Annotated in this window: 21 protein-coding genes; 10 read left to right on the top strand and 11 right to left on the bottom strand. The window is 72.0% G+C overall.

From position 1 onward, the window contains the following. Positions 1-3: 3 nt before the first annotated feature. Positions 4-525 (top strand): RNA polymerase sigma factor, encoded by a 522-nt coding sequence (locus tag ACZ6TV_RS11430; protein WP_465297062.1) that lies wholly within the window; start codon positions 4-6, stop codon positions 523-525. Then, on the top strand, positions 522-1,622 hold the full coding sequence (locus ACZ6TV_RS11425) for a hypothetical protein (protein WP_465297061.1): 1,101 nt from the start codon (positions 522-524) through the stop codon (positions 1,620-1,622). Before ACZ6TV_RS11430 ends, ACZ6TV_RS11425 begins: the two co-directional genes overlap by 4 nt. Here the strand turns inward: ACZ6TV_RS11425 and ACZ6TV_RS11420 are convergent. Further along, complete coding sequence (locus ACZ6TV_RS11420; RefSeq protein ID WP_465297060.1) at positions 1,591-2,076, bottom strand: TspO/MBR family protein; 486 nt, start codon at positions 2,074-2,076, stop codon at positions 1,591-1,593. The genes ACZ6TV_RS11425 and ACZ6TV_RS11420 overlap by 32 nt on opposite strands. Positions 2,077-2,205: 129 nt before the next feature. On the opposite strand from ACZ6TV_RS11420, the gene ACZ6TV_RS11415 reads away from it, so the two are divergent. Next, complete coding sequence (locus ACZ6TV_RS11415) at positions 2,206-4,143, top strand: acetoacetate--CoA ligase (protein ID WP_465297059.1); 1,938 nt, start codon at positions 2,206-2,208, stop codon at positions 4,141-4,143. On the opposite strand, the gene ACZ6TV_RS11410 is transcribed toward ACZ6TV_RS11415, so the two are convergent. Further along, positions 4,133-4,873: a TIGR03089 family protein gene (locus ACZ6TV_RS11410; protein ID WP_465297058.1), complete on the bottom strand. Its 741-nt coding sequence runs from the start codon at positions 4,871-4,873 to the stop codon at positions 4,133-4,135. The genes ACZ6TV_RS11415 and ACZ6TV_RS11410 overlap by 11 nt on opposite strands. 70 nt (positions 4,874-4,943) lie before the next feature. Here ACZ6TV_RS11410 and ACZ6TV_RS11405 point away from each other — a divergent pair, with 70 nt between their 5' ends. The 3 genes from ACZ6TV_RS11405 to ACZ6TV_RS11395 all read left to right on the top strand — a co-directional run bounded on the left by ACZ6TV_RS11405 (position 4,944) and on the right by ACZ6TV_RS11395 (position 9,412). Next, positions 4,944-6,953 carry an N-acetylmuramoyl-L-alanine amidase gene (locus ACZ6TV_RS11405; RefSeq protein WP_465297057.1) on the top strand — a complete coding sequence of 670 codons (2,010 nt, stop codon included), beginning with the start codon at positions 4,944-4,946 and terminating at the stop codon, positions 6,951-6,953. A gap of 129 nt (positions 6,954-7,082) precedes the next feature. Continuing rightward, positions 7,083-8,228, top strand: a complete 1,146-nt coding sequence (locus ACZ6TV_RS11400; RefSeq protein ID WP_465297056.1) for a glycosyltransferase family 4 protein — start codon at positions 7,083-7,085, stop codon at positions 8,226-8,228. Between the two features lie 86 nt (positions 8,229-8,314). Further along, positions 8,315-9,412 (top strand): mannose-1-phosphate guanylyltransferase, encoded by a 1,098-nt coding sequence (locus ACZ6TV_RS11395; protein WP_465297055.1) that lies wholly within the window; start codon positions 8,315-8,317, stop codon positions 9,410-9,412. Positions 9,413-10,145: 733 nt separating this feature from the next. Here the strand turns inward: ACZ6TV_RS11395 and ACZ6TV_RS11390 are convergent. From ACZ6TV_RS11390 to cofD, 3 genes are all read right to left on the bottom strand, one after another. Then, positions 10,146-10,694, bottom strand: a complete 549-nt coding sequence (locus tag ACZ6TV_RS11390) for an NUDIX hydrolase (RefSeq protein WP_465297054.1) — start codon at positions 10,692-10,694, stop codon at positions 10,146-10,148. Continuing rightward, positions 10,691-11,944, bottom strand: a complete 1,254-nt coding sequence (locus ACZ6TV_RS11385; RefSeq protein ID WP_465297334.1) for a coenzyme F420-0:L-glutamate ligase — start codon at positions 11,942-11,944, stop codon at positions 10,691-10,693. The genes ACZ6TV_RS11390 and ACZ6TV_RS11385 overlap by 4 nt, the downstream gene beginning before the upstream one ends. Before the next feature lie 92 nt (positions 11,945-12,036). Beyond that, positions 12,037-12,993, bottom strand: coding sequence for a 2-phospho-L-lactate transferase (gene cofD / locus ACZ6TV_RS11380; RefSeq protein ID WP_465297053.1), 957 nt, complete (start codon positions 12,991-12,993; stop codon positions 12,037-12,039). A 117-nt stretch (positions 12,994-13,110) separates the two neighbouring features. On the opposite strand from cofD, the gene ACZ6TV_RS11375 reads away from it, so the two are divergent. Further along, positions 13,111-14,886, top strand: coding sequence for a hypothetical protein (locus tag ACZ6TV_RS11375; RefSeq protein WP_465297052.1), 1,776 nt, complete (start codon positions 13,111-13,113; stop codon positions 14,884-14,886). 233 nt (positions 14,887-15,119) lie between these two features. Beyond that, entirely contained in the window at positions 15,120-17,630 is a 2,511-nt protein-coding gene (locus ACZ6TV_RS11370) for a bifunctional FO biosynthesis protein CofGH (protein WP_465297051.1), read from the top strand. Here the strand turns inward: ACZ6TV_RS11370 and ACZ6TV_RS11365 are convergent. Then, entirely contained in the window at positions 17,627-18,130 is a 504-nt protein-coding gene (locus ACZ6TV_RS11365) for a signal peptidase I (protein WP_465297050.1), read from the bottom strand. The two genes, ACZ6TV_RS11370 and ACZ6TV_RS11365, sit on opposite strands and share 4 nt — an antisense overlap. A 390-nt stretch (positions 18,131-18,520) precedes the next feature. On the opposite strand from ACZ6TV_RS11365, the gene ACZ6TV_RS11360 reads away from it, so the two are divergent. After that, on the top strand, positions 18,521-18,778 hold the full coding sequence (locus ACZ6TV_RS11360; protein WP_033364663.1) for a WhiB family transcriptional regulator: 258 nt from the start codon (positions 18,521-18,523) through the stop codon (positions 18,776-18,778). A gap of 46 nt (positions 18,779-18,824) precedes the next feature. On the opposite strand, the gene ACZ6TV_RS11355 is transcribed toward ACZ6TV_RS11360, so the two are convergent. Next, positions 18,825-19,181: a DUF3499 domain-containing protein gene (locus ACZ6TV_RS11355; protein ID WP_465297049.1), complete on the bottom strand. Its 357-nt coding sequence runs from the start codon at positions 19,179-19,181 to the stop codon at positions 18,825-18,827. A gap of 173 nt (positions 19,182-19,354) precedes the next feature. Here ACZ6TV_RS11355 and ACZ6TV_RS11350 point away from each other — a divergent pair, with 173 nt between their 5' ends. After that, positions 19,355-19,804: a metallopeptidase family protein gene (locus ACZ6TV_RS11350; protein WP_033364641.1), complete on the top strand. Its 450-nt coding sequence runs from the start codon at positions 19,355-19,357 to the stop codon at positions 19,802-19,804. Positions 19,805-19,808: 4 nt separating this feature from the next. On the opposite strand, the gene ACZ6TV_RS11345 is transcribed toward ACZ6TV_RS11350, so the two are convergent. Genes ACZ6TV_RS11345 through ACZ6TV_RS11330 form a run of 4 tightly spaced genes read right to left on the bottom strand, consistent with a single transcriptional unit; the run spans position 19,809 to position 23,624 of the window. After that, positions 19,809-21,155 carry an NAD(P)/FAD-dependent oxidoreductase gene (locus ACZ6TV_RS11345; RefSeq protein WP_465297048.1) on the bottom strand — a complete coding sequence of 449 codons (1,347 nt, stop codon included), beginning with the start codon at positions 21,153-21,155 and terminating at the stop codon, positions 19,809-19,811. Continuing rightward, on the bottom strand, positions 21,152-21,763 hold the full coding sequence (locus ACZ6TV_RS11340; protein ID WP_465297047.1) for a pyridoxamine 5'-phosphate oxidase family protein: 612 nt from the start codon (positions 21,761-21,763) through the stop codon (positions 21,152-21,154). The genes ACZ6TV_RS11345 and ACZ6TV_RS11340 overlap by 4 nt, the downstream gene beginning before the upstream one ends. Then, complete coding sequence (locus ACZ6TV_RS11335; protein ID WP_465297333.1) at positions 21,748-23,127, bottom strand: aspartate aminotransferase family protein; 1,380 nt, start codon at positions 23,125-23,127, stop codon at positions 21,748-21,750. The genes ACZ6TV_RS11340 and ACZ6TV_RS11335 overlap by 16 nt, the downstream gene beginning before the upstream one ends. After that, on the bottom strand, positions 23,124-23,624 hold the full coding sequence (locus ACZ6TV_RS11330) for an Lrp/AsnC family transcriptional regulator (RefSeq protein ID WP_465297046.1): 501 nt from the start codon (positions 23,622-23,624) through the stop codon (positions 23,124-23,126). The genes ACZ6TV_RS11335 and ACZ6TV_RS11330 overlap by 4 nt, the downstream gene beginning before the upstream one ends. Positions 23,625-23,801: the final 177 nt, after the last annotated feature.

Genomic DNA, 23,801 nt, shown 5'->3' with positions numbered 1-23,801 from the left:
CTCTTGATCGCGGATGGTTTCACGGCCCTCTACGACCGGCACGCGCGGACGCTGTACCGCTACTGCGCGCGCCGGGTCGGGCCGGACCTCGCCGAGGACGTCGTCGCGCAGACGTTCCTCATCGCGTACGAGCGCCGCCACACCTACGCGCAGGACCAGCCGCCGCTGCCGTGGCTCTTCGGCATCGCGACGAACGTGCTCAACCGGCACCGCCGCGACGAGGTGCGCGGCTACCGCGCCCTGGCGAGGACGGGCACCGACCCGTTGCTGGTGCCGGCGGCGCAGGAGAGTCACGCGACCCGCGCGGAGGAGCGCGCCGACGCGCACCGCCGGTCGCGGACGGTGGCGCGGGTGTTGGCGAAGCTGCCGCGGCGGCAGCGGGACGTCCTGCTGCTGTTCGCGGTCGCCGAGCTGACCTACGCGGAGATCGCGGAGGCGCTGGACCTGCCGGTCGGCACGGTCCAGTCGGCGCTGCACCGGGCCCGGACCAAGATGCGGAAGGCTCTGGAGGACGAGGACCGATGAGCAACGATGACCTTCAAGCGGTACGGGAGTTCCGCGCCGACCTGGACGAACCGCGCGACGGAGCCCTCGCGCGGGGACGGTGGCAGCTGACCGGTGCCACGACGCCGGCGCCGAGGACGAGGAACAGGGGCTGGGTGCTGGCGACCGCCGGGGCGGCCGTCGCGGTCGCGGTGGTCGTCGGCGGTGCGGCGACCGTCGGCCGGACGGGATCGCAGCCGCGGCAGGAGCAGCAGGTGGCCGGGCCGTCCAGCGCCCAGCCGACCGGGAGCGCCGTGGACCTGCCGGCCGCTCAGGGCACGAGGGCGCCGATGCGTCCGCCGGTGACCGGTAAGGCGGGCGCCAGCCACGCGACGGCGGTCGCGGCGCTGACCCGGCTCGCCCAGCAGCAGTCCGGTGACCCTCTGGTCGTCGGCCCGGGGCAGGTGCTGTACGTCAAGTCGTACAACCTGCAGGAGGGCACCGGGGAGTACCTCCACGAGCTGTGGCTGGACCCGGTGAGCGGGGCAGCGCTGCGGGTCCGGCGGTCCCAGGAACCCACGGACCTCGACCATTCCCTGTCGCAACCGGAGATCGCCGCGGCCGCCGCCGCGGCGGCGGGCAGGCCGGCGGACCTGGACAACATCAACGGCGAGTACGTCCAGGCGTTCCCGTCCGGCGCCGGGCAGGCGCAGGCCCTCGCGAGCAGCTGGTTCCGGTGGGCGGACAAGGCGTACCCGGGCCGGCAGGAGGCGATGGTCTGGAAGCAGGTGTGGGACGTGTTCCACTCCGTCGAGCCGCGGCTCGACACCCAGCAGCGGGCGGCGCTCTATCTGGCGTTGCGGGAGCTGCCCTCGGTGAAGGGCACCACCGCGACCATCGGGGGCAGGCAGTACGACGTCATCTGCGCGGCGGTGGAGGCCTTCGCGGACTGCCGGCTGTTCGACTCGGCGACGGGCCGCTACGCCGGCGACGCGTGGATCGGCGCGGACATGGTGATGACCGCCGACGGGTTCACCTTCGTGGACTTTGCCACACAACCGCGGCCGGCGCCGGGGGTGACCCGCGACCTGACGCAGGAGAAGGGGACTAGCGGTTCATCCACCACACCGAGGCGTTGAGCGCGGTGGCGAACGTGACCCAGGCCCAGTAGGGCACCAGCAGCCCGGCGGCCAGGCGGGACTCCCGGCGGAACATGGCGATGTTCACACCGATCAGCACCCACAGCGCGGCGATGTCGACAAGGGCGAGGCCGCGCAGCCCGGCACCGAAGAACAGCGGCGTCCAGATCGCGTTGAGGGTCAGCTGAGCTGCGAAGACGGTGAGGGCGGCGGTCCATCCGGAGCGCCGCCACACCAGCCAGCCGGAGACGGCGATGCAGATGTACAGCACGGTCCAGACCGGCCCGAACAGCCATGACGGCGGCGCCCACGACGGCTGGCTGAGCGAGTTGTACTCCGCGGCGGTCCCGGCGACGCCGAGCCCTCCGAGCAGGGCGGCGGCCGCCGCGGCGGCACCGAACCCGAGCAGGCCGATCCATTGCGGACGGTGATGGTGCGGCAACGACAGGGTCATACCTGCATCGATTACCCGGTCGTCCGGGACGGAAACACCGGGGCACGGGAGGGAAACACACGAAAATCGGCGATCGGATGTCGGCAGCCCACACTGAGCGATCGTTCGGGCGTGCAGGAAGATGGTCGGATGGCGAAGGAACTGTGGCGACCCCCGGCAGACGTCCGCGAGCGCACCCGGATCGGTGCCTTCCTGCGGTGGCTGTCGAGCGAGCGGGGCCTGGAGTTCGATGACTACCAGCAGCTGTGGCAGTGGTCGGTCGACCACCCGGGCGACTTCTGGCAGGCGATCTGGGACCACTTCGAGGTCGTCGCGCACCAGGCGCCGGCCGCGGCGCTGCCCGACGCGCGAATGCCCGGTGCCGACTGGTTCCCCGGCGCCCGCCTCAACTACGCCGAACACGTGCTGCGGATGCCCGGTGTCGCGGACGACGCCCCGATCGTCATCGCCTATTCGCAGACCCGCGAGCCGGTCACGCTGACCGCCGCCGAGCTGCGCGAGCAGGTCCGCCGGGCGCAGGCCACGCTGCGGCGGCTCGGTGTCACGCAGGGCGACCGGGTCGCGGCGTACGCGCCGAACATCCCCGAGACGTTCGTGCTCATGCTCGCCACCGCCGCCCTCGGCGCGACCTTCTCCAGCTGCGCGCCCGAGTTCGGCACCCGCTCGGTCGTCGACCGGTGGCAGCAGATCGAGCCGAAGGTCCTCGTGGCCGTCGACGGCTACCGCTACGGCGACAAGGCCGTCGACCGTCGCGCCGAGGTGGCCGCGATCCGGGAGGCGCTGCCGTCGCTCGAGGCGTTCATCGAGATCCCGTACCTCAGCGACACCGGTGCCGGTGTGTGGGACGAGACCACACAGGAGCTGACGTTCGCGCCGGTGCCGTTCGGCCATCCGCTCTACGTGCTCTATTCCTCCGGCACCACCGGCCTGCCGAAGCCGATCGTCCACGGCCACGGCGGCATCCTGCTCGAGCACCTCAAGATGCTGGCCCTGCACCACGACCTCGGCCCCGGCGACCGGTTCTTCTGGTTCACCACCACCGGCTGGATGATGTGGAACTACCTGGTGTCCGGCCCGGCCGTCGGCGCCGCGATCGTGCTCGTCGACGGCAACCCCGCCCACCCCGACCTCGGCTGGCTCTGGCGGGTCGCCGCGGAGTCCGGCACCACGTATTTCGGCACGTCGGCGCCGTTCCTGCTGTCCTGCCGCAAGGCCGGGCTGGTGCCGAAGGAGTTCGCGGACCTGTCGGCGCTGCGCGGGGTGGGATCGACCGGCGCACCGCTGCCCCCCGAGGGTTTCGAGTGGGTGTACGACGCGGTCTCCGCCGACGTCCTGATCGCCTCGGCGTCCGGCGGGACCGACGTGTGCACCGCGTTCGTCGGTGGGGTGCCGCTGCTGCCGGTACACGCGGGGGAGATCGCTTGCCGGGCGCTCGGCGCGAAGGTCGAGGCCTACGCGGCTGACGGCACCCCGGTCATCGGTGAGCTCGGCGAGCTGGTCATCACCGCGCCGATGCCGAGCATGCCGGTCGGGTTCTGGGGCGACACCGACGGGTCCCGGTACGCCGACGCGTACTTCGGCACCTATCCCGGCGTGTGGCGGCACGGCGACTGGATCACCATCGACGACACCGGCGCCTGCGTGATCACCGGCCGCTCCGACGCCACCCTCAACCGTGGCGGCGTCCGGCTCGGCACCAGCGAGTTCTACTCCGTCGTGGAGAGCCTGGACGCGGTCACCGACTCGGTCGTCGTGCACCTGGAGGACCCCGAGGGCGGCGCGGGCGAGCTGCTGCTGTTCGTCGTGCTGAATCCCGGCGTGACCCTCGACGACGCGCTGCGCGCCACCGTCGCCCGGGAGCTGCGCACGGCGCTGTCTCCGCGGCACGTCCCCGACCAGGTCTTCCAGGTGGACGCGGTGCCGCGGACACTGTCGGGCAAGAAGCTGGAGGTGCCGGTGAAACGGATCCTCACCGGCACACCCGTCGAGCAGGCCGCTGCCAAGGGAGCCCTGGCCAACCCGGAGTCGCTGCGGTACTTCGAGGCCGTGCGGGCCGCTAGACAGTAGGGCCGACGGTGAGGCCGACCTGCTCGGAGGTGCCGCGGTCGGGCAGCTTCGACAGGTCGGTGTTCACGCTGAGCACCACGCTCGCCCCCGCCGACAGCGGCGCGAGCAGCCAGTCGAGCGGATACGGGTAGACGTCCGCGTCGATGAGCACCCGACCGCCGGTGATCCCCAGCTCGGCGGCCCGGGCGCGGGCGCGCTCCAGCAGCGCGGCGTGCCCGCCGAGCGAGCCGTCGGTGCCGACCAGCGCGCCGGTGCCCGCGGCGACGGGCGCGCCGGGGAAGTGGTCGCCGTGCTGGCGGGCCGAGGCAACGTAGTCCGCCCAGCCGTCCGGGACCTGCCGCATCGGCATGCCCATCGGTGCCAGTCCGAGCGCGAAGCAGTCCCCGGCGCTCGCCGGCAGGCCCGCCTCGATCGCCTTCGCCGACGCGAACTCGACGTCGGTGCCGGCCGCGGTCGGCTCCCCGTAGGCCACCGTGACCCCGGCCGACCAGGCGCCGAGCAGGACGGCCGCGGTCTGCCAGTGCGGCGGCAGCCAGACGCCGGCGGTGTCGCCCGGGCCGAGGCCGCAGCCGTCGACGAGCAGGTTCGCCGTCTTGGCGACCCAGTTGGCGAGCGTCGCGCCGGACAGCTCGATCCGCTCACCGGTGGCGTCGTCGTAGAACGTCAGCAGCGGAAGTGACGGGTCTCGACCGACAATTGCCGCAAAGAGTGAAGGAACTGTATTCCCCATATGTCCGGAAAATCCTCCCATAGCATCTCCAATCGGGTGTAGCTAGCGGCGCGCGATGGGGGTATGGGCAATGCGACGATACCGGCGGCTCAAACTGGTCGCCGTCGGCGGCGTCGCCGTCGCCCTGCTCAGCACCGGCGGTGCCACGGCCGACCCGCGCATCCCGTTCCTGCCGCCGCCGCAGGACCTCGCCGAGCCGATCCAGTGGGCCAACCCGGCCGCCAAGGCGCCCGGCGGCACAGGGGTCGAGCCGCAGGTCACCCGCATCGCGCTGGGCAGCTTCGAGCGGCCCGCCGACGGCGTCGCCGCGCGCACGGGCGGCCCCGAGGGCGCGCCGGTCACCGAGCGGACCCGCAAGTCCCGGACGCTCACCGTCACCCGCCAGTCCACGGCGCCCTTCAGCGCGGTCGGCGTCACCTGGCGGGAGACCGGGAAACTCGGCGGGGTCACCGTCGCCGTCCGGCACCACGTCCCCGGCGGCGAATGGAGCACCTGGCGCACCGTCGACACCGGCGAGGCCGACCGCGACATCGCTCCCGGCTCCGGCCGTCCCGCCCAGCGCGGCGGAGCGGAGCTCGTCTGGACGGGCAAGGCGGACGGCGTACAGCTGGAGCTGACGACGACCGGTGGGCCGACGCCGCACGACATCACCGCCGACCTCATCGACCCGACCGACGCACCCGGCGACACCACGCCGTCCCTTCCTCCGATCACGGAGAGTCAGCCCGTCGGGCTCCGGCCGTTCATGCCCACCATCCAGCGCCGGGCCGCCTGGGGCGCCAACGAGCAGCAGATGGACTGGAAGCCGCAGTACGCCACCTACGTGAAGGCCGTCGCCCTGCACCACACCGCCACCGGCAACGACTACAGCCCGGAGGAGGTGCCGAAGATCTTGCGGTCGATCTACCAGTACCAGACGGTCAGTCGCGGGTGGGGCGACATCGGCTACAACGTGCTGGTCGACCGCTTCGGCCGGCTCTGGGAAGGCCGCTCCGGAGGCCTGTCCCGGCCCGTGGTCGGCGCCCAGGCGGGCGGGTTCAACACCGGCACCGCGGGCATCGCGATGATCGGCGACTACCGCTACGCGAACGTGCCGCAGGTGGTCCAGGAGGCCGCCGCGCAGTACACCGCCTGGAAACTTTCACTGCACCAGGCCATCGACCCGCGCGGCACGGTCGCCCTCACCGGCGGCGGATCCACGTCGAAGTACCCGGCCGGCACGACCGTGACCGTGCCCCGGGTCTTCCCGCACCAGCAGACCAACCCGACCGAGTGCCCGGGCGCCAAGGGCGTCGCCGCGCTGCCCTGGATCCGCGACCGGGCCGGCACGCTGCTCGGCGACCTGGTCAAACCAGAGGTCGTGCGGACGCTGCTGGCCGCGTACCGGCCCAGCGACGGCACCGTCCGCCTGCAGGGCGTCGCCGAACCCATCTTCACCAGCGGCCCGAACGAGATCCCCGTTGCCGCCGACTACAACGGCGACGGCAAGGCCGACGTCGCGACCTGGTCGCCGACGACCGGCAACTGGAGCATGCTGCTGACCGGCGAAGGCAGGAGGACCGTCCAGTGGGGTCTGCCGGGTGATGTGCCGGCACCCGCGGACTACGACGGCGACGGTACCGCTGAACTGGCCGTCTTCAGGCCGGCGACCGGGGTCTGGTACATCAAGGGCATCGGTGAGATCCAGCTCGGCCTGCCGGGCGACGTGCCCGTCCCCGCCGACTACACCGGCGACGGGCGCGCCGAGGCGGCGATCTGGCGCCCGTCGACCGGGCTGTGGGCGATCTACGCACTGCGCGAGTTCAAGGTCGGCGCGCCCGGCCAGGTCGCCGCACCCGCCGACTACGACGGCAACGGCACGATCGACGCCGCGACCTGGGATCCGGCCACCCAGCAGTTCACCGTCGAGGGGCAGGCCGCCGTCAAGTTCGGTGCCGCGGGCGCCCGACCCGTCTCCGCGCAGTACGACGGCGACGGCCGCGCCGACCCGGCGGTCTTCCGCGACGGCCGTTACGAGATCCGCGGTGCGGGCAGTTACGACGTCGGTGCACCGGGCGACATCCCGATGCCGCTGAGCTGAATACTGGAGTTTCCTCGATCGCGAGTCGCGTCGTGGACATCGATCACCCGGGGATCGGGCGTAGGCTTTGCCTGACGTGACGCGTGACGCTCGTTACGCGTGGCAAGCCGTGTTCGAAGGAGACGCCCAGTGACCCCCGGCCGTCCGCCCCGTGTGCTCGTCGACGCCACGAGTGTCCCAGCCGACCGAGGCGGTGTCGGGCGCTACGTTGACGGGCTGCTCGGCGCCCTTGCCGCGCTCGACGCGGACCTCGCCGTGGTCTGCCAGCGCACCGACGCCGAGCGTTACGGACGGTTACTGTCCGGTGCACGGATCATGGCCGCACCGGCCGCCGCGGCCCACCGGCCGGCCCGTCTCGCCTGGGAGCAGACCGGCCTGCCGATGCTCGCCCAGCAGGTCGGCGCCCAGGTGCTGCACTCGCCGTTCTACACGTGCCCGCTGCGCGCCGGCTGCCCCGTCACGGTCACCGTCCACGACGCCACGTTCTTCACCGAGCCGGAGCACTACGACAAGTCCCGCCGCACGTTCTTCCGCTCCGCGATCAAGACGTCGCTGCGCCGCGCCAGCCGGGTCATCGTGCCCAGCAAGGCGACCCGTGACGAGCTGATCCGCCTCCTGGACGCCGACCCGACCCGCATCGACGTCGCCTACCACGGCGTCGACCCCGACGCGTTCCACGCGCCGACCGACGACGAGAAGGCCCGCGTCCGGGCCCGGCTCGGCCTCGGCACGACGGACTACATCGCCTTCCTCGGTGCCAAGGAACCCCGCAAGAACGTGCCCAGCCTCATCCGCGGCTGGATCTCCGCCGTCCGCGACCGGCCCGACCCGCCCGCGCTGGTCATCGCTGGCGGCCAGGGCCACGACGACGAGATCGACGGCGCCCTCGGCGAGGTCCCCAGCCACCTGCGGCTGCTGCGCCCCGGCTACCTGCGGTATGCGGACCTGCCCGGCTTCCTCGGCGGCGCCGTCGTCGCCGCCTACCCCTCCTTCGGCGAGGGCTTCGGCCTGCCGATCCTGGAGGCCATGGCCTGCGGCGCCCCCGTGCTCACCACCCCGCGCCTGTCCCTGCCCGAGGTGGGCGGCGACGCGGTGGCGTATACCGGCCCCGGCACCGACGAGATCGCCCGCGACCTCGCGGCGCTGCTGGACGACCACGAGCGCCGCAGCGCCCTCGCGAAGGCCGGCGCCGCCCGCGCCAAGGAGTTCACCTGGGAGTCCAGCGCCGAGGTCCACCTCGCCGCCTGGGCACGGGCGGCGAGTCCGCGTCTGTAGCTCTCTGTCACCCTCAGGCGATTTTCGTAGTGGACATGACACCGTCGAGTTGCTGGAATGCGTCCCCGACTGGGCATGATGGGGCTGTGTTCTACGCGGTCATCCCAGCAGGAGGCAGTGGCACGCGGCTCTGGCCGCTGTCGCGAGCCGGCCATCCCAAGTTCCTCCACGCGCTCACCGGCACCCCGTTGTCGCTGCTCCAGGCGACGTATGGGCGCCTGAGCGACCTCGCCACCCCGGAGTCCACGTTCGTGGTCACCGGCGTGGCGCACGCGGCGGCGGTGGCCCGGCAACTCCCAGGTCTCCCCGAGGGCAACATCCTCGTCGAGCCCACCCCGCGCGACTCGTGCGCCGCCATCGGCCTCGCCGCGGCGGTCATCGCCCGCCGCGACCCGCACGCCGTCATGGGCGCCTTCGCCGCCGACCAGCTGGTCCGCGACGTCCCGGCCTTCACCGACGTGCTGCGCGCGGCGATCCGCGGCGCCGAGGACGGCCTGCTGATGACCATCGGCATCACCCCGACCCACCCCGAGACCGGCTACGGCTACCTCCACGTGGGCGAGCCCACCGGCTCCGGGGACGTGTGCAAGGTCGCCTCCTTCGAGGAGAAGCCCGCCCTGCCCCTCGCCCAGGCCTACGTCGACTCCGGCGAGTACCTGTGGAACGCCGGCATGTTCGTCTGGCGCGTCGACGTCTTCCTGGACGAGCTCGCCCGCCAGCAGCCCACCCTGCACGACGGCCTGGTCCGCATCGCCGAGTCCTGGGACACCCACGAACGCGAAGAGGTACTCGCCGGCATCTGGCCCGACCTCACCAAGATCTCCGTCGACTTCGGCGTCATGGAGGGCGCGGGCGTCGCCGGCCTGGTCGGCACCGTCCCCGGCAACTTCGGGTGGAACGACGTCGGCGACTTCCACACCCTCGGCGAGCTCCTTGAGACCGACACCGCCGGCAACGTCGTCGTCAACCTCGACCCCGCCAGCCCCACCGGCGTCCTCATGCAGGACGCGGAGCGCGTCGTGGTGGTCCCGCAGTCCGGGCGCCTGGTCGCCGTGGTCGGCGTCAACGACCTGATCGTCGTCGACACCCCCGACGCCCTCCTGGTCTGCCCCCGCTCCCGCGCCCAGGACGTGAAGAAGCTCGTCGACAGCCTGAAGGAACGCGGCTCCGTCGAGCTCCTCTGACCGCCACTCCGCCACTCCGCCACGCCGCGATGATCGGACAGCGGATCCGGTCGCTGCCACAGCCGCATCCGCCGTCCGACCCCCGCGGTTCGCCGCACGCTGACTTCCCGCGCGCGCCGGATTCCGTCGCGTATCGGGTTCTCTTGCCCGCTGAGTCTTATCGCGCGGCGGGCTTCCTCGCGGGCTTTCCTCGCGCGGCGGTTTCCTTGCGCGGCGGTTTCCTCGCGCGGCGGGTCTCTCGCGGGGTGACCCCTTGCACGGCGGGGTCTTTGCGCGGTTGGTTTCTCTCGAGTGGGTCTCTCGCGGGCCCCTTGCACGGCGGGGCCTTTGCGCGGTTGGTTTCTCTCGGGTGGGTCTCTCGCGGGGCCCCTTGCACGGCGGGGTCTTTGCGCGGTTGGTTTCTCTCGAGTGGGTCTCTCGCGGGTGGCCCCTTTGCACGGCGAGGTCGTTGCGCGGCTGGTCTCTCGGGCGGGCCTCTTGCGGGGTGGCCCCTTGCGCGGCGGGTCCTTGTCCGGTGGACCCCTGGCCCGGCGAATCTCTCGCGGGGTGGGTCCCTCGCGGGGCCGGTCCTTTGCGCGGCACGTTTCCTCGGGGCGGTCGGCCTCTTCTGGGTCAGGCGACCAGCACCTCAGCGGCTCCGGCGGGCTGTCCGGGGGCAGGCCGGCCCGATGCCGGCGACTCGGCGCTCGCCGCTTCGGCGGTGCCTGTGGGTGCCGCCCCGGCGGTCAGGCGGTCAGGCTCGGCGGGCCCAGGCCAGTGCCGGGGCGACCAGCACCTCGGTGGCGTCGGCGAGCGGCGCCGGCAGGTCGTCCGGCGCGAACCAGCCCAGCGCCGCCGACTCGGAGCTGACGGTTTCGACAGCGCCGGTGGGGGCGATCGCGGCATACCTGACGTCGTAGTGCAACGCGGGTCCACCGGCACACTTGACGTGGTGGACGTCGAGCCCGATCGGCGCTTCGCTGATCCTCAGCCCGGCGATGCCCGACTCCTCGGTCGCCTCGCGCAGGGCTGCGGCCGCGACGGTCGCGTCCCCGGGCTCGCAGTGCCCGCCGAGCTGGACCCAGCGCTTGATCCTGCCGTGCAGACACAGCAGGACCCGCTCGGCGGTCGAGTCGACGACCAGGGCACTCGCCGTGACATGGGCACCGGGGTGCTCCCGCCACACCGTCGACGGATCCCGCAGCACGAACTCGATGAACCGCCGCCGCGTCTGCTCAGCCTCATCACTCGGAGGCGTCCACTGTGTCAGCACCGCGAGGGCGTCATCGTGCAACGTCGTCATAGTGACGGCAGGCTACCGCGACCGACGACGAGCACACCGAGTGGCATGCCGCCTTCCGGGACGTCGACCCCGGACAGGTCGACCTGATCCACCCCGACCCACGCCGACGCGACCCCGTCAGCGGCCAGCCCGGCCCTGATCCGCTGCACCTCCATGCCCGCCTCCACGGCTCCCCGCAGATCCCCGCCCGGCGCCCAGACCAGCAGCACCCGCTCCGCCGCACCCCCCACATCCGTCGCGGGAGCCCCGAGCGCGCCCGGGCCAGGTCCGGCGCCCGCCGGCGAGTGCGCAATCGAGGAAGACACGGAAACGGCAGCCGGGACCCCAGAGGCTGCGGCCGGGCGCGACGCGGCGGCAAGCCCGCCCCCTGCGCCGTCGGAGGAAAGGTCGCCCCGTGCGACGTCGGCGGAAAGACCGCCCCCTGCGACGGCGGCGGGAAGGACGTGGGCGGGGATCTCGGGGAACGCGATCGCCGGTATGTCGCGGATGCCGGCGGCGGCGCGCAGGCCCTTGGCGACGGCCTCGGCGGTGCCGAGGGAGAACAGGTCGGCGTCCGCGCCGCGGATCAGGTCGGCGGCGCCCGCGCCGTGCCCGTCGCTGCGGATGGGCAGGCCCCGCACGACCGCGACCGGGACCTGGCCGGTCTTGCCCTTCACGAGGTCGGCGGCGGCGGCGAGCTCGTCGATGACGGCCATCTGGGTCAGCTGGAGCTCGTTGCCATACGGGTCGAGGACGCCCCTGTAGTCCGTCATGGCGTCGATGCCGGCGGCGCCGATGGCGACGTCGGTGAGACCCATCCGCCAGGGGCGGCCCATGGTGTCGGTGACGACGACGGCGACCCGCAGGTCGAAGCGCTCGCGGAGCTCGTCACGCAGCCAGCGGGCCGACGCGTCGGGGTCCTTGGGGAGCAGCACGAGCCTGGTCGGCTCCACATTGGACGCGTCGATCCCCGCCGAGGCCAGCACGAAGCCGTGATGCGTCTGCACGATCTGCGTCCCGCCGCGCCGGGCGACCACCCGGGACGTCTCGGCGCGCAGGACCGTCTGGCGGGCCGCCTCGCGGGCGGGCTCCTCGAGCGGCACGTCGACCAGCTGCCCCTCGGACTTGCTGACGATCTTGCTGGTGACGACGAGGATGTCGCCGTCGGCCAGCCACGGCGCGGCCGTCGTGATCAGGGCGGCCAGGTCGTCGCCGGGCCGCACCTCCCCGATCCCGAGCACCGGCCGCACCTCGAACCCAGGCGGCGGCACGCTCACACCGCCACCCGAACTGCCCTCAAGACCGCTCACACCGCCACCCGAGCCGCCCTCAAGACCGCTCACGCCACCGCCCCGAAGGCCGGTCATGCGACGCCCGCCACGGACAGAGCCTCCCGGACGATCGCCGAGGTCGCGGGCACGTCGGTCATCCACAGGGGCCGGGCGCGGACGGTCAGGCCGGGCACCTCGACCCCGGCGTCGGTGTCGTCGACGAGCCAGCCGTCCAGCACGCCGCCGGCCGAGCGGGCGCCGAACAGGCCGCCGACCCCGGCGGGGCTGCACTCGACATCCATCACCGCGAGGCACTTGTCGGCCATGCCGCGCACCGGGGCGGCGCCGATGATGGGGGAGACGCCGACGACCGGGGCGCTGCCGGTGGCGACCGCCTCGCGGACGGCGGGGACGGCCAGGATCGGCGCGATGGAGACGATCGGATTGCTGGGGGCGACCAGCACGACGTCGGCGGCGGCGATGGCGTCGAGGACGCCCGCGGCCGGCTTGGCCGTCTCAGCGCCGACGAACACGAACCGCGACGTCGGGATCTCCGCCCGGTGCCGGATCCACCACTCCTGGAAGTGGATCGCACGGCTCGCGCCGTCGACCTCGACGACGGCGTGCGTCTCGACCCGGTCGTCGCTGGCGGGGAGCATGCGGATGCCGGGCTTCCAGCGGTCGCACAGCGCCTCGGTCACGGCGGACAGCGGATAGCCCGCGTCGAGCATGCGGGTGCGCACCAGGTGGGTCGCGATGTCCTTGTCACCGAGGCCGAACCACGTCGGCTCGGCCCCATAGGCGGCGAGCTCCTCCTTGACGGTCCAGGTCTCGCCGACGCGCCCCCAGCCGCGCTCGGGGTCGGCGCCGCCGCCCAGCGTATACATGACGCTGTCGAGGTCGGGGCAGATCCTCAGCCCGTGCAGCGTCACGTCGTCGCCGACGTTGACCACCGCGGTGACCTCCGCGCCCAACTCCTGCCCCACCGCGCGCACCCCGAGGAGGAAGCGCGCGCCGCCGATCCCACCGGCCAGAACCACGATCCGCATGCCTTCATCCTGCCCCACGGGTACGACAGTTCCCGCGCGCGTCCACGCCACGCGGATTTTCCGTTCGAGAGCTAGGCTGCGAGCGACCGCGTGACCGCTAGATCTTGGGGAGAGCCAGTGAGCACCCAGCCACCCGATCCGACCTCCTCGGCGGCGCCGCACGCGGCATACGCCACCGGACCGGCCACCTCGTCGTTCCAGCCGCAGCCCCAGCACGCGCAGCCCCAGCACGGGCAACCGCACGCACAGCCGCAGCAGCCGCAGCACGCGCCGGCACCGGCCGCGCCGCCGGTCGACGTGAAGAAGGCCCGCTCGCTGACCCTGCCATATCGCGAGCTGGCGGCGTTCGTGCTGCTCGGCGCGGTCGGGGCGTTCCTGCTCGCCGGGTTCATCCTGCTGCTGACCTCGCTGACCAACGGGTTCCTGACCAGTGCCGGCGGCGCGTTCAGCTTGTTCGTCTCCCTGCAGACGATCCTGCTGCCGATCCTCGCGGTGCTGCTGGCCACCCACATCGACCCGGTGGTGCCGAAGGCGAAGCACATCGTGCTCGTCGCGCTCGTCGAATACGGGGTCGCGGCGCTGTTCGGCCTGGTCCTGCTCCTCGCCAGCCTCATCGGCGACCTGGGCACCGAGTCCGCCGTCCGCGCCAGCACGGCGCTCGCGATCTTCCTGACCCGTCTCGCCGGTCTGGCACTGCTGGGTCTCGGCCTGTTCCTGGTGATCCGGGTGTATCTCGGTGCCTACGCACCCCCGAAGCCCGCCCCGGGCGTATACGGGCAGCCGGCGTATCCCTACGGTCAGCAGCAGTACCCGCAGCAGCAGTATGCGCAGCACCCCGGCTACCAGCAGCAGACGGGTTCGTTCCCGCAGCAGGGGTACCAGCAGCAGCCCGGCCAGCAGCAGCCGCCGACGGGTGGCTGGAGCAACCCGGCGACCACCGGCGCGGGTCAGGTCGTCCCCGGCGCGCAGCAGCCGTATGGCACGCAGCCGGTCGGATACCCGCCCGCCGCCCAGGCCTCCGGCGCGCCGGCCTCCGGTGCCCCGGCCTACCAGCAGCAGGCGTATGGCCAGCCGACCACCGGCGCCCCCGCGTTCAACGCCCAGGCCGCCCCCGCGCAGAACCCACAGGCGACGGGCGCTCCCGCGTTCACCGCCCCGGCCTACACCCCGCAGCCCGCGGCGGCGGAGCAGGCCGAGCCGGTCTCCGCGGCGCCCGCCTCGACGCCGCCGCTGAGCTCGCCGTTCGCGACCTACACGGCACCCTCGGCGCAGCCCGTCTCGGCGCCGCCGGTCACGCCGCCGGTCTCCTCACCGCCGGCCGACGGCGGAGCGACGCCGTCGGGTGGGTTCGCGTCGGCGGGCTGGCCGGGCGGGGTCTCGACCCACCCGACCTCCGGTGCCGCCACCGGTGCGCCCCAGCAGGCGGCGGAGGACACGAGCGACGGCGCCGCCTCCCCGTTCGGCAAGACCGGCACGTTCCCGGCGGCCGAGACCACGGGTGACACCCAGCCGGCCCCCGTCAGCATCGCGAAGGCCGACGCCGACCCGGCCCCGGCCGCCGCGCAGTCGACCGACGCGGAGGTCACCGGGTCCAGCACTGTGGCGGACCCGGACGCGACCGCGGCGTACACCCCGGCCGCCGCGCAGACGGCTGACTCCGAGGTCACCGGCACCAGCGCCGTTGCGGACCCGGACGCGACCGCCGCGTTCACCCCGGCCGCCGCGCACCAGGCGGACGCCGACGTCACCGAGGCCCACGCCCCGGCGCAGGGCGGCACCGGGGACGCGCCCGCCGCCGACCCGGACGCCACCACGGCGTTCACGGCACCGGCCGCCGACCACGGGGACGACGACGACACCCAGCGGACCCAGGTGATCCCGCCAAAGCAGTAGAGCCGGAGCAGTAGAGCCGGAGCAGCAGAGCAGCGGTAACGCACGAACACGGGCGCCCGTCGGACGACGGGCGCCCGTTGCATCGAAGGACGCGAGAAGGACGCGAGAAAAGACGCGAGAAAGACACGAGAGGAGAAAACGCAAGGAGAAGACGAAGGAAGCGAAGACGCAAGGAGAACAGTCACATCGGGTGTGAGGGCGCATCCGCCGAGCGGCGGCATACGCTGCAAAGCGTGACGTCTGTAGTCAGTGGTACCGAGAGCAACGCCATGCGCCGTGCGCTGCGCCGTGCGGCGGACGGCCGCGCCCTCGACGTGACCGAGGCCGCCGTGCTCCTGACCGCCCGCGACCAGGCGCTCGACGACCTCCTGGGCATCGCCGGCACGGTCCGCGACGCGGGGCTGGCCGCCGCGGGCAGGCCGGGCGTCGTCACGTACTCCAGGAAGGTCTTCATCCCGCTGACCCGCCTGTGCCGCGACCGCTGCCACTACTGCACGTTCGCGACGGTCCCGCACCGCCTGCCCAGTGAGTACCTCGAGATCGACGAGGTCCTCGCCATCGCGCGGGAGGGGGCGGCGCAGGGCTGCAAGGAGGCCCTGTTCACCCTCGGCGACCGTCCCGAGGACCGCTGGGAGCAGGCCAAGCGCTGGCTCGACGAGCGCGGCTACGACTCGACGCTCGACTATCTGCGCGCCTGCGCGATCGCGGTGCTGGAGGAGACCGGCCTGCTGCCGCACCTCAACCCGGGCGTGCTGTCGTGGGCGGAGCTGCAGCGGCTCAAGCCGGTCGCGCCGAGCATGGGCATGATGCTGGAGACGACCGCCACCAGGCTGTGGTCGGAGCCGGGCGGCGCCCACTACGGCTCGCCGGACAAGGAGCCCGCGGTCCGTCTGCGGGTCCTTGACGACGCGGGCCGGGTCGGGGTGCCGTTCACGACGGGCATCCTCATCGGCATCGGCGAGACGATCGAGGAGCGCGCCGAGGCGCTGTTCGCGATCCGCAGGACGATGCGGGAGTACGGCCACATCCAGGAGGTCATCGTCCAGAACTTCCGCGCCAAGCCGGACACGGCGATGCGCGGCATGCCCGACGCCGAGCTGCACGAGCTGGCCGCGACGGTCGCCGTGGCGCGGCTGGTGCTGGGCCCGAAGGCCAGGATCCAGGCCCCGCCCAACCTCATCGACGAGGAGCACGGCCTGCTGCTGCGGGCCGGCATCGACGACTGGGGCGGCGTCTCCCCGGTCACCCCGGACCACGTCAACCCCGAGCGCCCCTGGCCGGCGATTCAGGATCTGTCCGAAAAATCCAAGCAGCACGGTTTCGAGCTCAAGGAACGCCTCACGATCTACCCGGAGTACGCGGTGAAGGGGGCCCCCTGGCTCGACCCGCGGCTGGCGGAGCACGTGAACGCTCTCATGGATCCGGGGACCGGGCTGGCCAAGGAGGACACGAAGCCGACCGGCCGGAAGTGGCAGGAGCCGGACGGCGGCATCCAGAGCTCCGGCCGCACCGACCTGCACGAGGCCATCGACACCGAGGGCCGCACCGACGACCGCCGCGGCGACTTCGACTCCGTCTACGGCGACTGGCAAGAGGTCGCGACCAGAGTGAAGACGGCCACGCAGACCACAATGGACAGTGATGTCCACAGTGGACTCAAGAGGGCCGAGTCGGACCCCGGGAGCCTGCTGCTGCCGCAGTACGAGCACGAGGCCCTCGCACTGTTCAACGTGGACGGTGAGGGCCTGGAAGTGCTGGCCCGCATCGCCGACGGCCTGCGCCGCGAAGCGGTCGGCGACGACATCACGTACGTCGTCAACCGGAACATCAACTTCTCCAATGTCTGCTACGTCGGGTGCCGCTTCTGCGCGTTCGCCCAGCGGGAGCGCGACGCCGACGCCTACCGCCTCTCCTACGAGGAGGTCGCCGACCGGGCCGAGGAGGCCTGGCACGCCGGTGCCGGCGAGGTCTGCATGCAGGGCGGCATCGACCCGAAGCTGCCCGTCGGCGCGTACGCCGAGCTGGTCCGCGCGATCAAGGCCAGGGTCCCGGGCATGCACGTGCACGCGTTCAGCCCGATGGAGGTCGTGACGGCCGCCTCGAAGGCCGGCGTGTCGATCCGTGACTGGCTCAGCCAGCTCAAGGAGGCCGGGCTGGACACGATCCCGGGCACCGCCGCGGAGATCCTCGACGACGAGGTCCGGTGGGTCCTCACCAAGGGCAAGCTGCCGACGTCGGCCTGGGTCGAGGTGGTGACCACCGCGCACGAGCTCGGCATTCGTTCGAGCTCGACCATGATGTACGGCCACGTCGACCACCCCGGTCACTGGCTCGGCCACTTCCGGGTGCTCGCCGGCATCCAGGACCGCACGGGCGGCTTCACGGAGTTCGTGGCGCTGCCGTTCGTGCACCACAGCGCGCCGATCTACCTCGCCGGCATCGCCCGCCCGGGCCCGACGTGGCGCGACAACCGGGCCGTCCACGCGATGGCCAGGATCCTGCTCCACCGGAGGATCGACAACATCCAGTGCTCCTGGGTGAAGCTCGGCGACGAGGGCACGGTCGCCATGCTCAACGGCGGCGCCAACGACATCGGCGGCACCCTGATGGAGGAGACCATCTCCAGAATGGCCGGCTCCGAGCACGGCTCCGCCCGCACCAGGGAGGAGCTGGAGGCGATCGGCAGGGCGGCCGGCCGTCCGGTCCGGCAGCGGACCACCACCTACGGGCGGGTGACCCGCTAGAGCGGCAGCGCTCCGGTGGTGGGCACCATCGCCAGGACGGCGACAAGGCCGCCCAGCACCGCGATCCGCAGCAGCCGCCGGCGGGGCCAGACGACCGCCAGGATCAGCGCGACGCCGGCGACCTTGAACGGGTGCGTGCGGACCTGGACGACGGGCCAGCCCACGCTCGGCAGGATGAGACGGACGGGCCCGATCACCTGTCTTCGCTCGACCGGGCGGGTGTCCGCCTGCTGGTTGGCGTCGCCCTTGACGGTGAACGTGCCGTCCTCCGCCTGGGCGACCACCCGGTGGGTGACGAGCCCGCGCGGGTCGGAATAGGTGACGATCTCGTAGATGGCGAGGGTGGTCGCCTGGGGATCGACGAGGATCACGTCGCCGGTGTGCATGGCGGGCGCCATCGACTCGGACGTGACCACATAAGGTTTCCAGCCCAGGCCGATGATCCCGACCGTGAAAAGCACGGCGGTCGCCGCGGCACCGAGCAGCAGCCGCCTGATCACGACGATATCCCAGGACACGCGCAGCACTCGTGGTTTCCCCGCACATCGGCCCATTTCGGCCGGCGATCGGGCCGGTTGAGCAAACTCGCCGAGAGTCTTCCGGCGCGTCCGGCGTGTCGCCCGTTACCTCCGGCGGGGCTTGCTCGGTATGGGTACGGCACGGGGTGCAAGCGATCGCCCGAGCGGGCCTATTTATCAGGTTCGGCTTGACGACGCACGCATTACACGCGTGTAATTTCACGGGGGATGTTCGGGGGGATGACCGAAAGCTGGTCATCTTTCGGACATAAAGAACACCGCGCCGAGGAACAGCAACCTTGTAGGACATGCGCCTTCCGCGTGGGGGGTTGCGCCGGCATCGCCGCCGGCGCGCAAGAAGGAGGCACGCTGATGGACGGCCGACCAGTCGTGGCCGACCTGCTGGGTAACGCTCCGGAGTGGCAAGAACGCGCTTTGTGCTCGCAGACCGACCCGGAGGCATTCTTCCCGGAGAAGGGTGGGTCTACCCGCGAGGCCAAGCGCATCTGCTCGCGCTGTGAGGTGCGGGCGGACTGCCTTGAATACGCGCTGGGGCACGACGAGCGCTTCGGGATTTGGGGTGGGCTCTCGGAACGGGAGCGTCGCAAGCTCAAACGACGCGCTGCCTAGCAGGTCGCAGGTTTGTGAGGGGTTCCGGCCGGAAGGCCGGGACCCCTTATGCGTCTGGTGGGATGACCCGCAGGTGGCCGCGCCGTCCCTGCTGGTGCGGATGGTTGGAAGGATCCTCCTTGTGCGGCGCCGGCCGCGCGGCCTCGCGGACCGCCTCGGCGAGCGCGACCAGATCGTCGTTGGACGGCGGCGGGGGACCGTATTCACCCTCGTGCCGGACCAGGTCCCAGCCCCGCGGCGCGGTCAGTCCCCGGGCATGCGATTCGCACAGGTCATAGGAGTGCGGTTCGGCGAATGCGGCGAGCGGACCGACAACTGCGGTCGATTCGGCATAAATGTACGTCAACGTCGCAACGGGCTGACGCGGGCAACCGTTGCGCGAGCATCGACGTGGGGTCCTCACGGCCGAACCGTATCGCCCCGTGGGCCCGAGCCCAACCCCGAAGCCTTCCGACACGCCGTGGTGACGACGCCGACACGCCCGTCCGGTTGACGAGCGGCCCTCCGGAGTGGCAAGGATGATCGCTCGGTGGCGCCGCACCACGCCCGTGGCGGGTGTGGCGCTACGCTGGCAGCGTGGCGAGCCCCGATCGACGACGCAGCGGACCGGGACGGCGCGGCCGCGACCGGCACGGCCGGGGGTTGCGCGGCCGGCTGGTGCCCGCCTCCCTGCCGATGTCCCGCACCCGCGCGGAGATGTTCGACGATCTCGTCCTGGACTCCGTCGAGCAGCTGGAGCAGCGCTTCGCCAACGAGCTGGCCGGCGTCGAGTTCGCCGTCGAGGACGTCCCCCCGGACCTCAACGTCTATGACTCCGACGTCCTGGAGGACGGCGAGGTGCCCCTGGCCAGGCTGCTGCCGGGCCGCCCGGGCCGGCACGGCGTGCCGCCGCGCATCGTGCTCTACCGCCGCCCGCTGGAGTTCCGGGCCGCCGACCACGACGACCTCGCCGACCTGGTGCACGACGTGATCCTGGAGCAGGTGGCCAATCTTCTCGGGGTCGCTCCGGAGGATCTGGAGCCGTAGCGCCTCACCCACCGAGCACCCGCGCCATCAGCGCGGCCCGCCGCGACGGCCGCCCGGTCCTGGACTCCGACGCGTCGGCGCCGGTCATCACCCGAAGGCTGGTGTTGACGCCCAGCCACCGCAACGGCTCGGGCTCCCAGCGCGGCGAGCGGTGCCCCACCCAGGGCAGGCCGATCAGCGGCGAGTCGACCTTCATGATCAGGTCGGCGAGGGTACGACCGGCGAGGTTGGACGTCCCCACCCCGTCACCCACGTAGCCGCCCGCCCACGCCAGCCCCGTGACGGGGTCGAGCCCGACGGACGCCATCCAGTCCCGCGCGATCCCCAGCGGCCCGCCCCACGCGTGGGCGATCTCGCAGGAGCCGAGCGCCGGGAAGAGCTCGACCAGGACCCGCCGCAGCTCCGCGAACACCCGCGGCGACGCGTCGAACGACGGCGCGACCGCCGACCCGAAGTGGTAGGGCGCGCCCCGCCCCCCGAACGCGAGCCGGTCGTCGGCCGTGCGCTGCCCGTAGATGATGAGGTGCCGGTGATCGGAGAACGTCTCCCGGTGCGCGAGTCCGGCCGAGGCCCAGAACGACCCGGGCAACGGCTCCGTCGCGATCATCAGCGAGTAGACCGGCGCGATCGCCCGCCGCATGCCCGGCAGCCGAGGGGTGAAGCCCTCGGTGGCCCGCACCACGATCGGCGCCCGCACCGTCCCGTGTGGAGTGTCGGCGCGCCCGGCGGTGATCGACGAGACCGGCGTCCGCTCGAAGATCCGCACCCCGAGCCGCTCGACAGTGGCCGCCAGCCCCCGCACCAGCTTCGCCGGCTGGATCGCCGCGCAGTGCGGCGTGTAGGTCCCGCCGAGGACGTTCGTCGCGCCGACCCGCTCGAAGGCCTCCTCGGAGGACAGCAGCCGCAGGTCGACGCCGAGCTCCTGCGCTTCGGCGACCTCGTGCCGCGCCCGCTCCAGCTGTACCGCCGACCGGGCGAGGACGACGGTGCCGCCCTTGGTGTAGTCGCAGTCGATGCCTTCCGCCGCCGCGACCCGCCCGACCTCGTCCACTGTGGACTCCATCGCGGCGTTGAGCGCGAGCGCGGCGGCCAGGCCGTGCGTGCGGGCGAGCGCCGGCACAGACTTCGGGAACAGCGCCGAGCACCAGCCGCCGTTGCGGCCGCTGGCCCCGAATCCCGCGGTCTCGGCCTCCAGCACCACGATCCGCAGCGACGGGTCGGCCTTCGCGAGGTAGTACGCCGTCCACAGTCCCGTGTATCCGGCGCCGACGATCACCACGTCGGCGTCGTCGTCGCCGGACAACGGGGCGCGCGGCGGGACCGCACCGAGCGCGGACATCCAGAAACTCATGCTTCCTCCTCGCACTCGATGGGTTCGCCGCGTTCAACGCGAAACGGCACTACCCCCGTCCACGGCTCGAACCCCGCGTCCTCGGGGGAAGTGCTCGGCGGGCCGTCGCTCACCTTCACCGACACTTCGTCCAAGGTCAGGGCGAGCACCAGGGTGGCGGCCAGCTCCTTGCGTGACGGCGGACGGACGAGCGCCCAGCGGCCGGGCATGATGTGCTCGCTGATCGCGAACAGCGCCGGGACCTTGTCCTCGACGACCGTGCACGAGCCGAGGACCATCACCGACCGGTAGTGCATCGAGGTCTCGAACGCGCTGCGGGCCAGCACCAGGCCGTCCAGCAGCGTGACGGTGAAGCAGCACGGCGCGCCGCCGGCGAGGGTGCGGAAGAGCCGGCTGCCGGTGGAGCCGTGGAAGAGCACCGTCGAGCCGGCCCGGCCGTACGCGACGGGGATCGCGTACGGCTGTCCATCGTGGACGATCGAGAGATGGCCGACCGTCCCCGCGTCGAGGATGCCGTGCAGCACCTCGACGTCGTCGACCTGGAGCTCGGGGAGCCGGCGGACCCGTGTCCGGGCCGTGCCCGGGCCCTGCTCTAGAGGCGCGCCCATGCCTCGGTCAGCACCGAACGCAGGACCTGCTCGATCTCGATGAAGTGGCTCTCGTCGCAGATCAGCGGCGGCGCCAGCTGGATCACCGGGTCGCCCCGGTCATCGGCGCGGCAGTAGAGCCCGGCGTCGAAGAGCGCCTTGGACAGGAAGCCGCGCAGCAGCGCCTCGGACTCCTCCTCGTTGAAGGTCTCCTTGGTCTCCTTGTCCTTCACCAGCTCGATGCCGAAGAAGTACCCGTCGCCGCGCACGTCGCCGACGATCGGCAGGTCGTACAGGCGCTCCAGGTAGGACCGGAAGAGCGGCGAGTTGGTCCGCACGTGCGCGTTGAGGTCCTCGCGCTCGAAGATGTCGAGGTTCGCGAGGGCCACCGCGGAGCCGACGGGGTGACCGCCGTAGGTGATGCCGTGGGCGAACCAGTTGGACCCTTCCAGGAACGGCTCCGCGAGACGCTCCGAGGCGAGCATCGCGCCGAGCGGCACGTAGCCCGAGGTGAGGCCCTTCGCGACGGTGATGATGTCGGGCTGGTAGCCGAAGCGGGTGGCGCCGAAGTACTCGCCGAGCCGGCCGAACGCGCAGATGACCTCGTCGGACACGAGCAGCACGTCATACCGGTCGCAGATCTCGCGGACCCGCTGGAAGTAGCCGGCCGGCGGCGGGAAGCAGCCGCCGGCGTTCTGCACCGGCTCCAGGTAGACCGCGGCGACGGTCTCCGGGCCCTCGAACTCGATCGCCTCGGCGATGCGGTCCGCGGCCCAGATCCCGAACTGCTCCTCCGTCATCGACTGGTCGGGGCGGCGGTAGAAGTTGGTGTTCGGCACCCGGAACGAGCCCGGGACGAGGGGCTCGAACTCCTGCTTGAGCACGGGGATGCCGGTGATCGACAGGGCGCCCATCGACGTGCCGTGATAGGCGATCGAGCGGGACAGCACCTTGGTCTTCATCGGCTTGCCGGTGCGCTTGAAGTAGGACCGGGCCAGCTTCCACGCGCTCTCGACGGCCTCGGAGCCGCCGGTGGTGAAGAAGACCCGGTTCAGGTCGCCGGGGGTCAGGTCGGCGAGCCGGTCGGCCAGCTCGATCGCCTTCGGGTGCCCGTAGGACCACAGAGGGAAGTACGCCAGCTCGGAGGCCTGCTTGGCGGCGGCGTCGGCGAGTTCCTGCCGGCCGTGGCCGGTCTGCACCACGAACAGCCCGGCGAGGCCGTCGAGATACCGCTTGCCGTTGCTGTCGTAGATGTACGGGCCGTCGCCGCGGACGATCACCGGCACCGGGGCGTCGGCGTAGGCCGACAGCCTGGTGAAGTGCATCCACAGGTGGTCACGGGCGGCCTGGTCCAGGCGGGCGGCGTCGGGCTGCTGGTCGGTCATCTGGTCCCCCACGCATAGGTCTGCTTGGCGAGCTTGAGATAGACGAAGGTCTCCGTGGCGGTGACCCCGGGGATGCATCGGATCGCGTCGTTGAGCAGGTTGAGCAGGTGCTCGTCGTCGGTGCACACCAGCTCGACGAGCAGGTCGTAGCCGCCGGCGCAGATCACCACGTAGTCGATCTCCGGCACCGCGGCCAGGGCCTTGGCCACCGGCCGCAGGTCACCCTCGACCTTGAGGCCGATCATGACCTGGCGGGCGAAGCCGAGGGTCAGCGGATCGGTGACGGCCACGATCTGCATGACGCCGGTGTCCAGCAGCCGCTGCACGCGCTGCCGGACCGCCGCCTCGGACAGGCCCACGACCTTGGCCAAGGCGGCATAGGACATGCGACCATCGCGCTGCAGCTGCTCGATGATCCGCTTGTTGACGTCGTCGAGGACGGGCTCGGTCACGTGTGGATTCTTGCCCAAGGGGCCGCTGTTGGCAACTAATTCCATAGCCTGGAAACGAGAGATCTGCGGATTCGTGATCCCCCTGGAACCAGTGCTCGTTCGGAGCCGTATTTCGCTGGGATGACGACCGTAACCTCACTTTGACCATATGGCGCTTTTCGTTGTGCGGCCCGATCGTGACGACGGAATCCCTTGTCAGTGATGGCACCGCGTGTCAGGATC

The sequence above is a fragment of the Dactylosporangium sp. NPDC051087 genome (assembly GCF_055586325.1).
Note: the sequence above shows the minus strand (reverse complement) of the source record. Positions and strands in the feature narration are given on the sequence as shown.

Coding starts and splice junctions, on each gene's coding strand:
- ACZ6TV_RS11360 (WP_033364663.1), top strand. CDS start 18,521: ATGGACGGCCGACCAGTCGTGGCCGACCTGCTGGGTAACGCTCCGGAG.
- ACZ6TV_RS11410 (WP_465297058.1), bottom strand. CDS start 4,873: ATGGGGAATACAGTTCCTTCACTCTTTGCGGCAATTGTCGGTCGAGAC.
- ACZ6TV_RS11335 (WP_465297333.1), bottom strand. CDS start 23,127: ATGACCGACCAGCAGCCCGACGCCGCCCGCCTGGACCAGGCCGCCCGT.
- ACZ6TV_RS11405 (WP_465297057.1), top strand. CDS start 4,944: ATGCGACGATACCGGCGGCTCAAACTGGTCGCCGTCGGCGGCGTCGCC.
- cofD (WP_465297053.1), bottom strand. CDS start 12,993: ATGCGGATCGTGGTTCTGGCCGGTGGGATCGGCGGCGCGCGCTTCCTC.
- ACZ6TV_RS11390 (WP_465297054.1), bottom strand. CDS start 10,694: ATGACGACGTTGCACGATGACGCCCTCGCGGTGCTGACACAGTGGACG.
- ACZ6TV_RS11340 (WP_465297047.1), bottom strand. CDS start 21,763: ATGGGCGCGCCTCTAGAGCAGGGCCCGGGCACGGCCCGGACACGGGTC.
- ACZ6TV_RS11420 (WP_465297060.1), bottom strand. CDS start 2,076: ATGACCCTGTCGTTGCCGCACCATCACCGTCCGCAATGGATCGGCCTG.
- ACZ6TV_RS11415 (WP_465297059.1), top strand. CDS start 2,206: ATGGCGAAGGAACTGTGGCGACCCCCGGCAGACGTCCGCGAGCGCACC.
- ACZ6TV_RS11330 (WP_465297046.1), bottom strand. CDS start 23,624: ATGGAATTAGTTGCCAACAGCGGCCCCTTGGGCAAGAATCCACACGTG.
- ACZ6TV_RS11425 (WP_465297061.1), top strand. CDS start 522: ATGAGCAACGATGACCTTCAAGCGGTACGGGAGTTCCGCGCCGACCTG.
- ACZ6TV_RS11345 (WP_465297048.1), bottom strand. CDS start 21,155: ATGAGTTTCTGGATGTCCGCGCTCGGTGCGGTCCCGCCGCGCGCCCCG.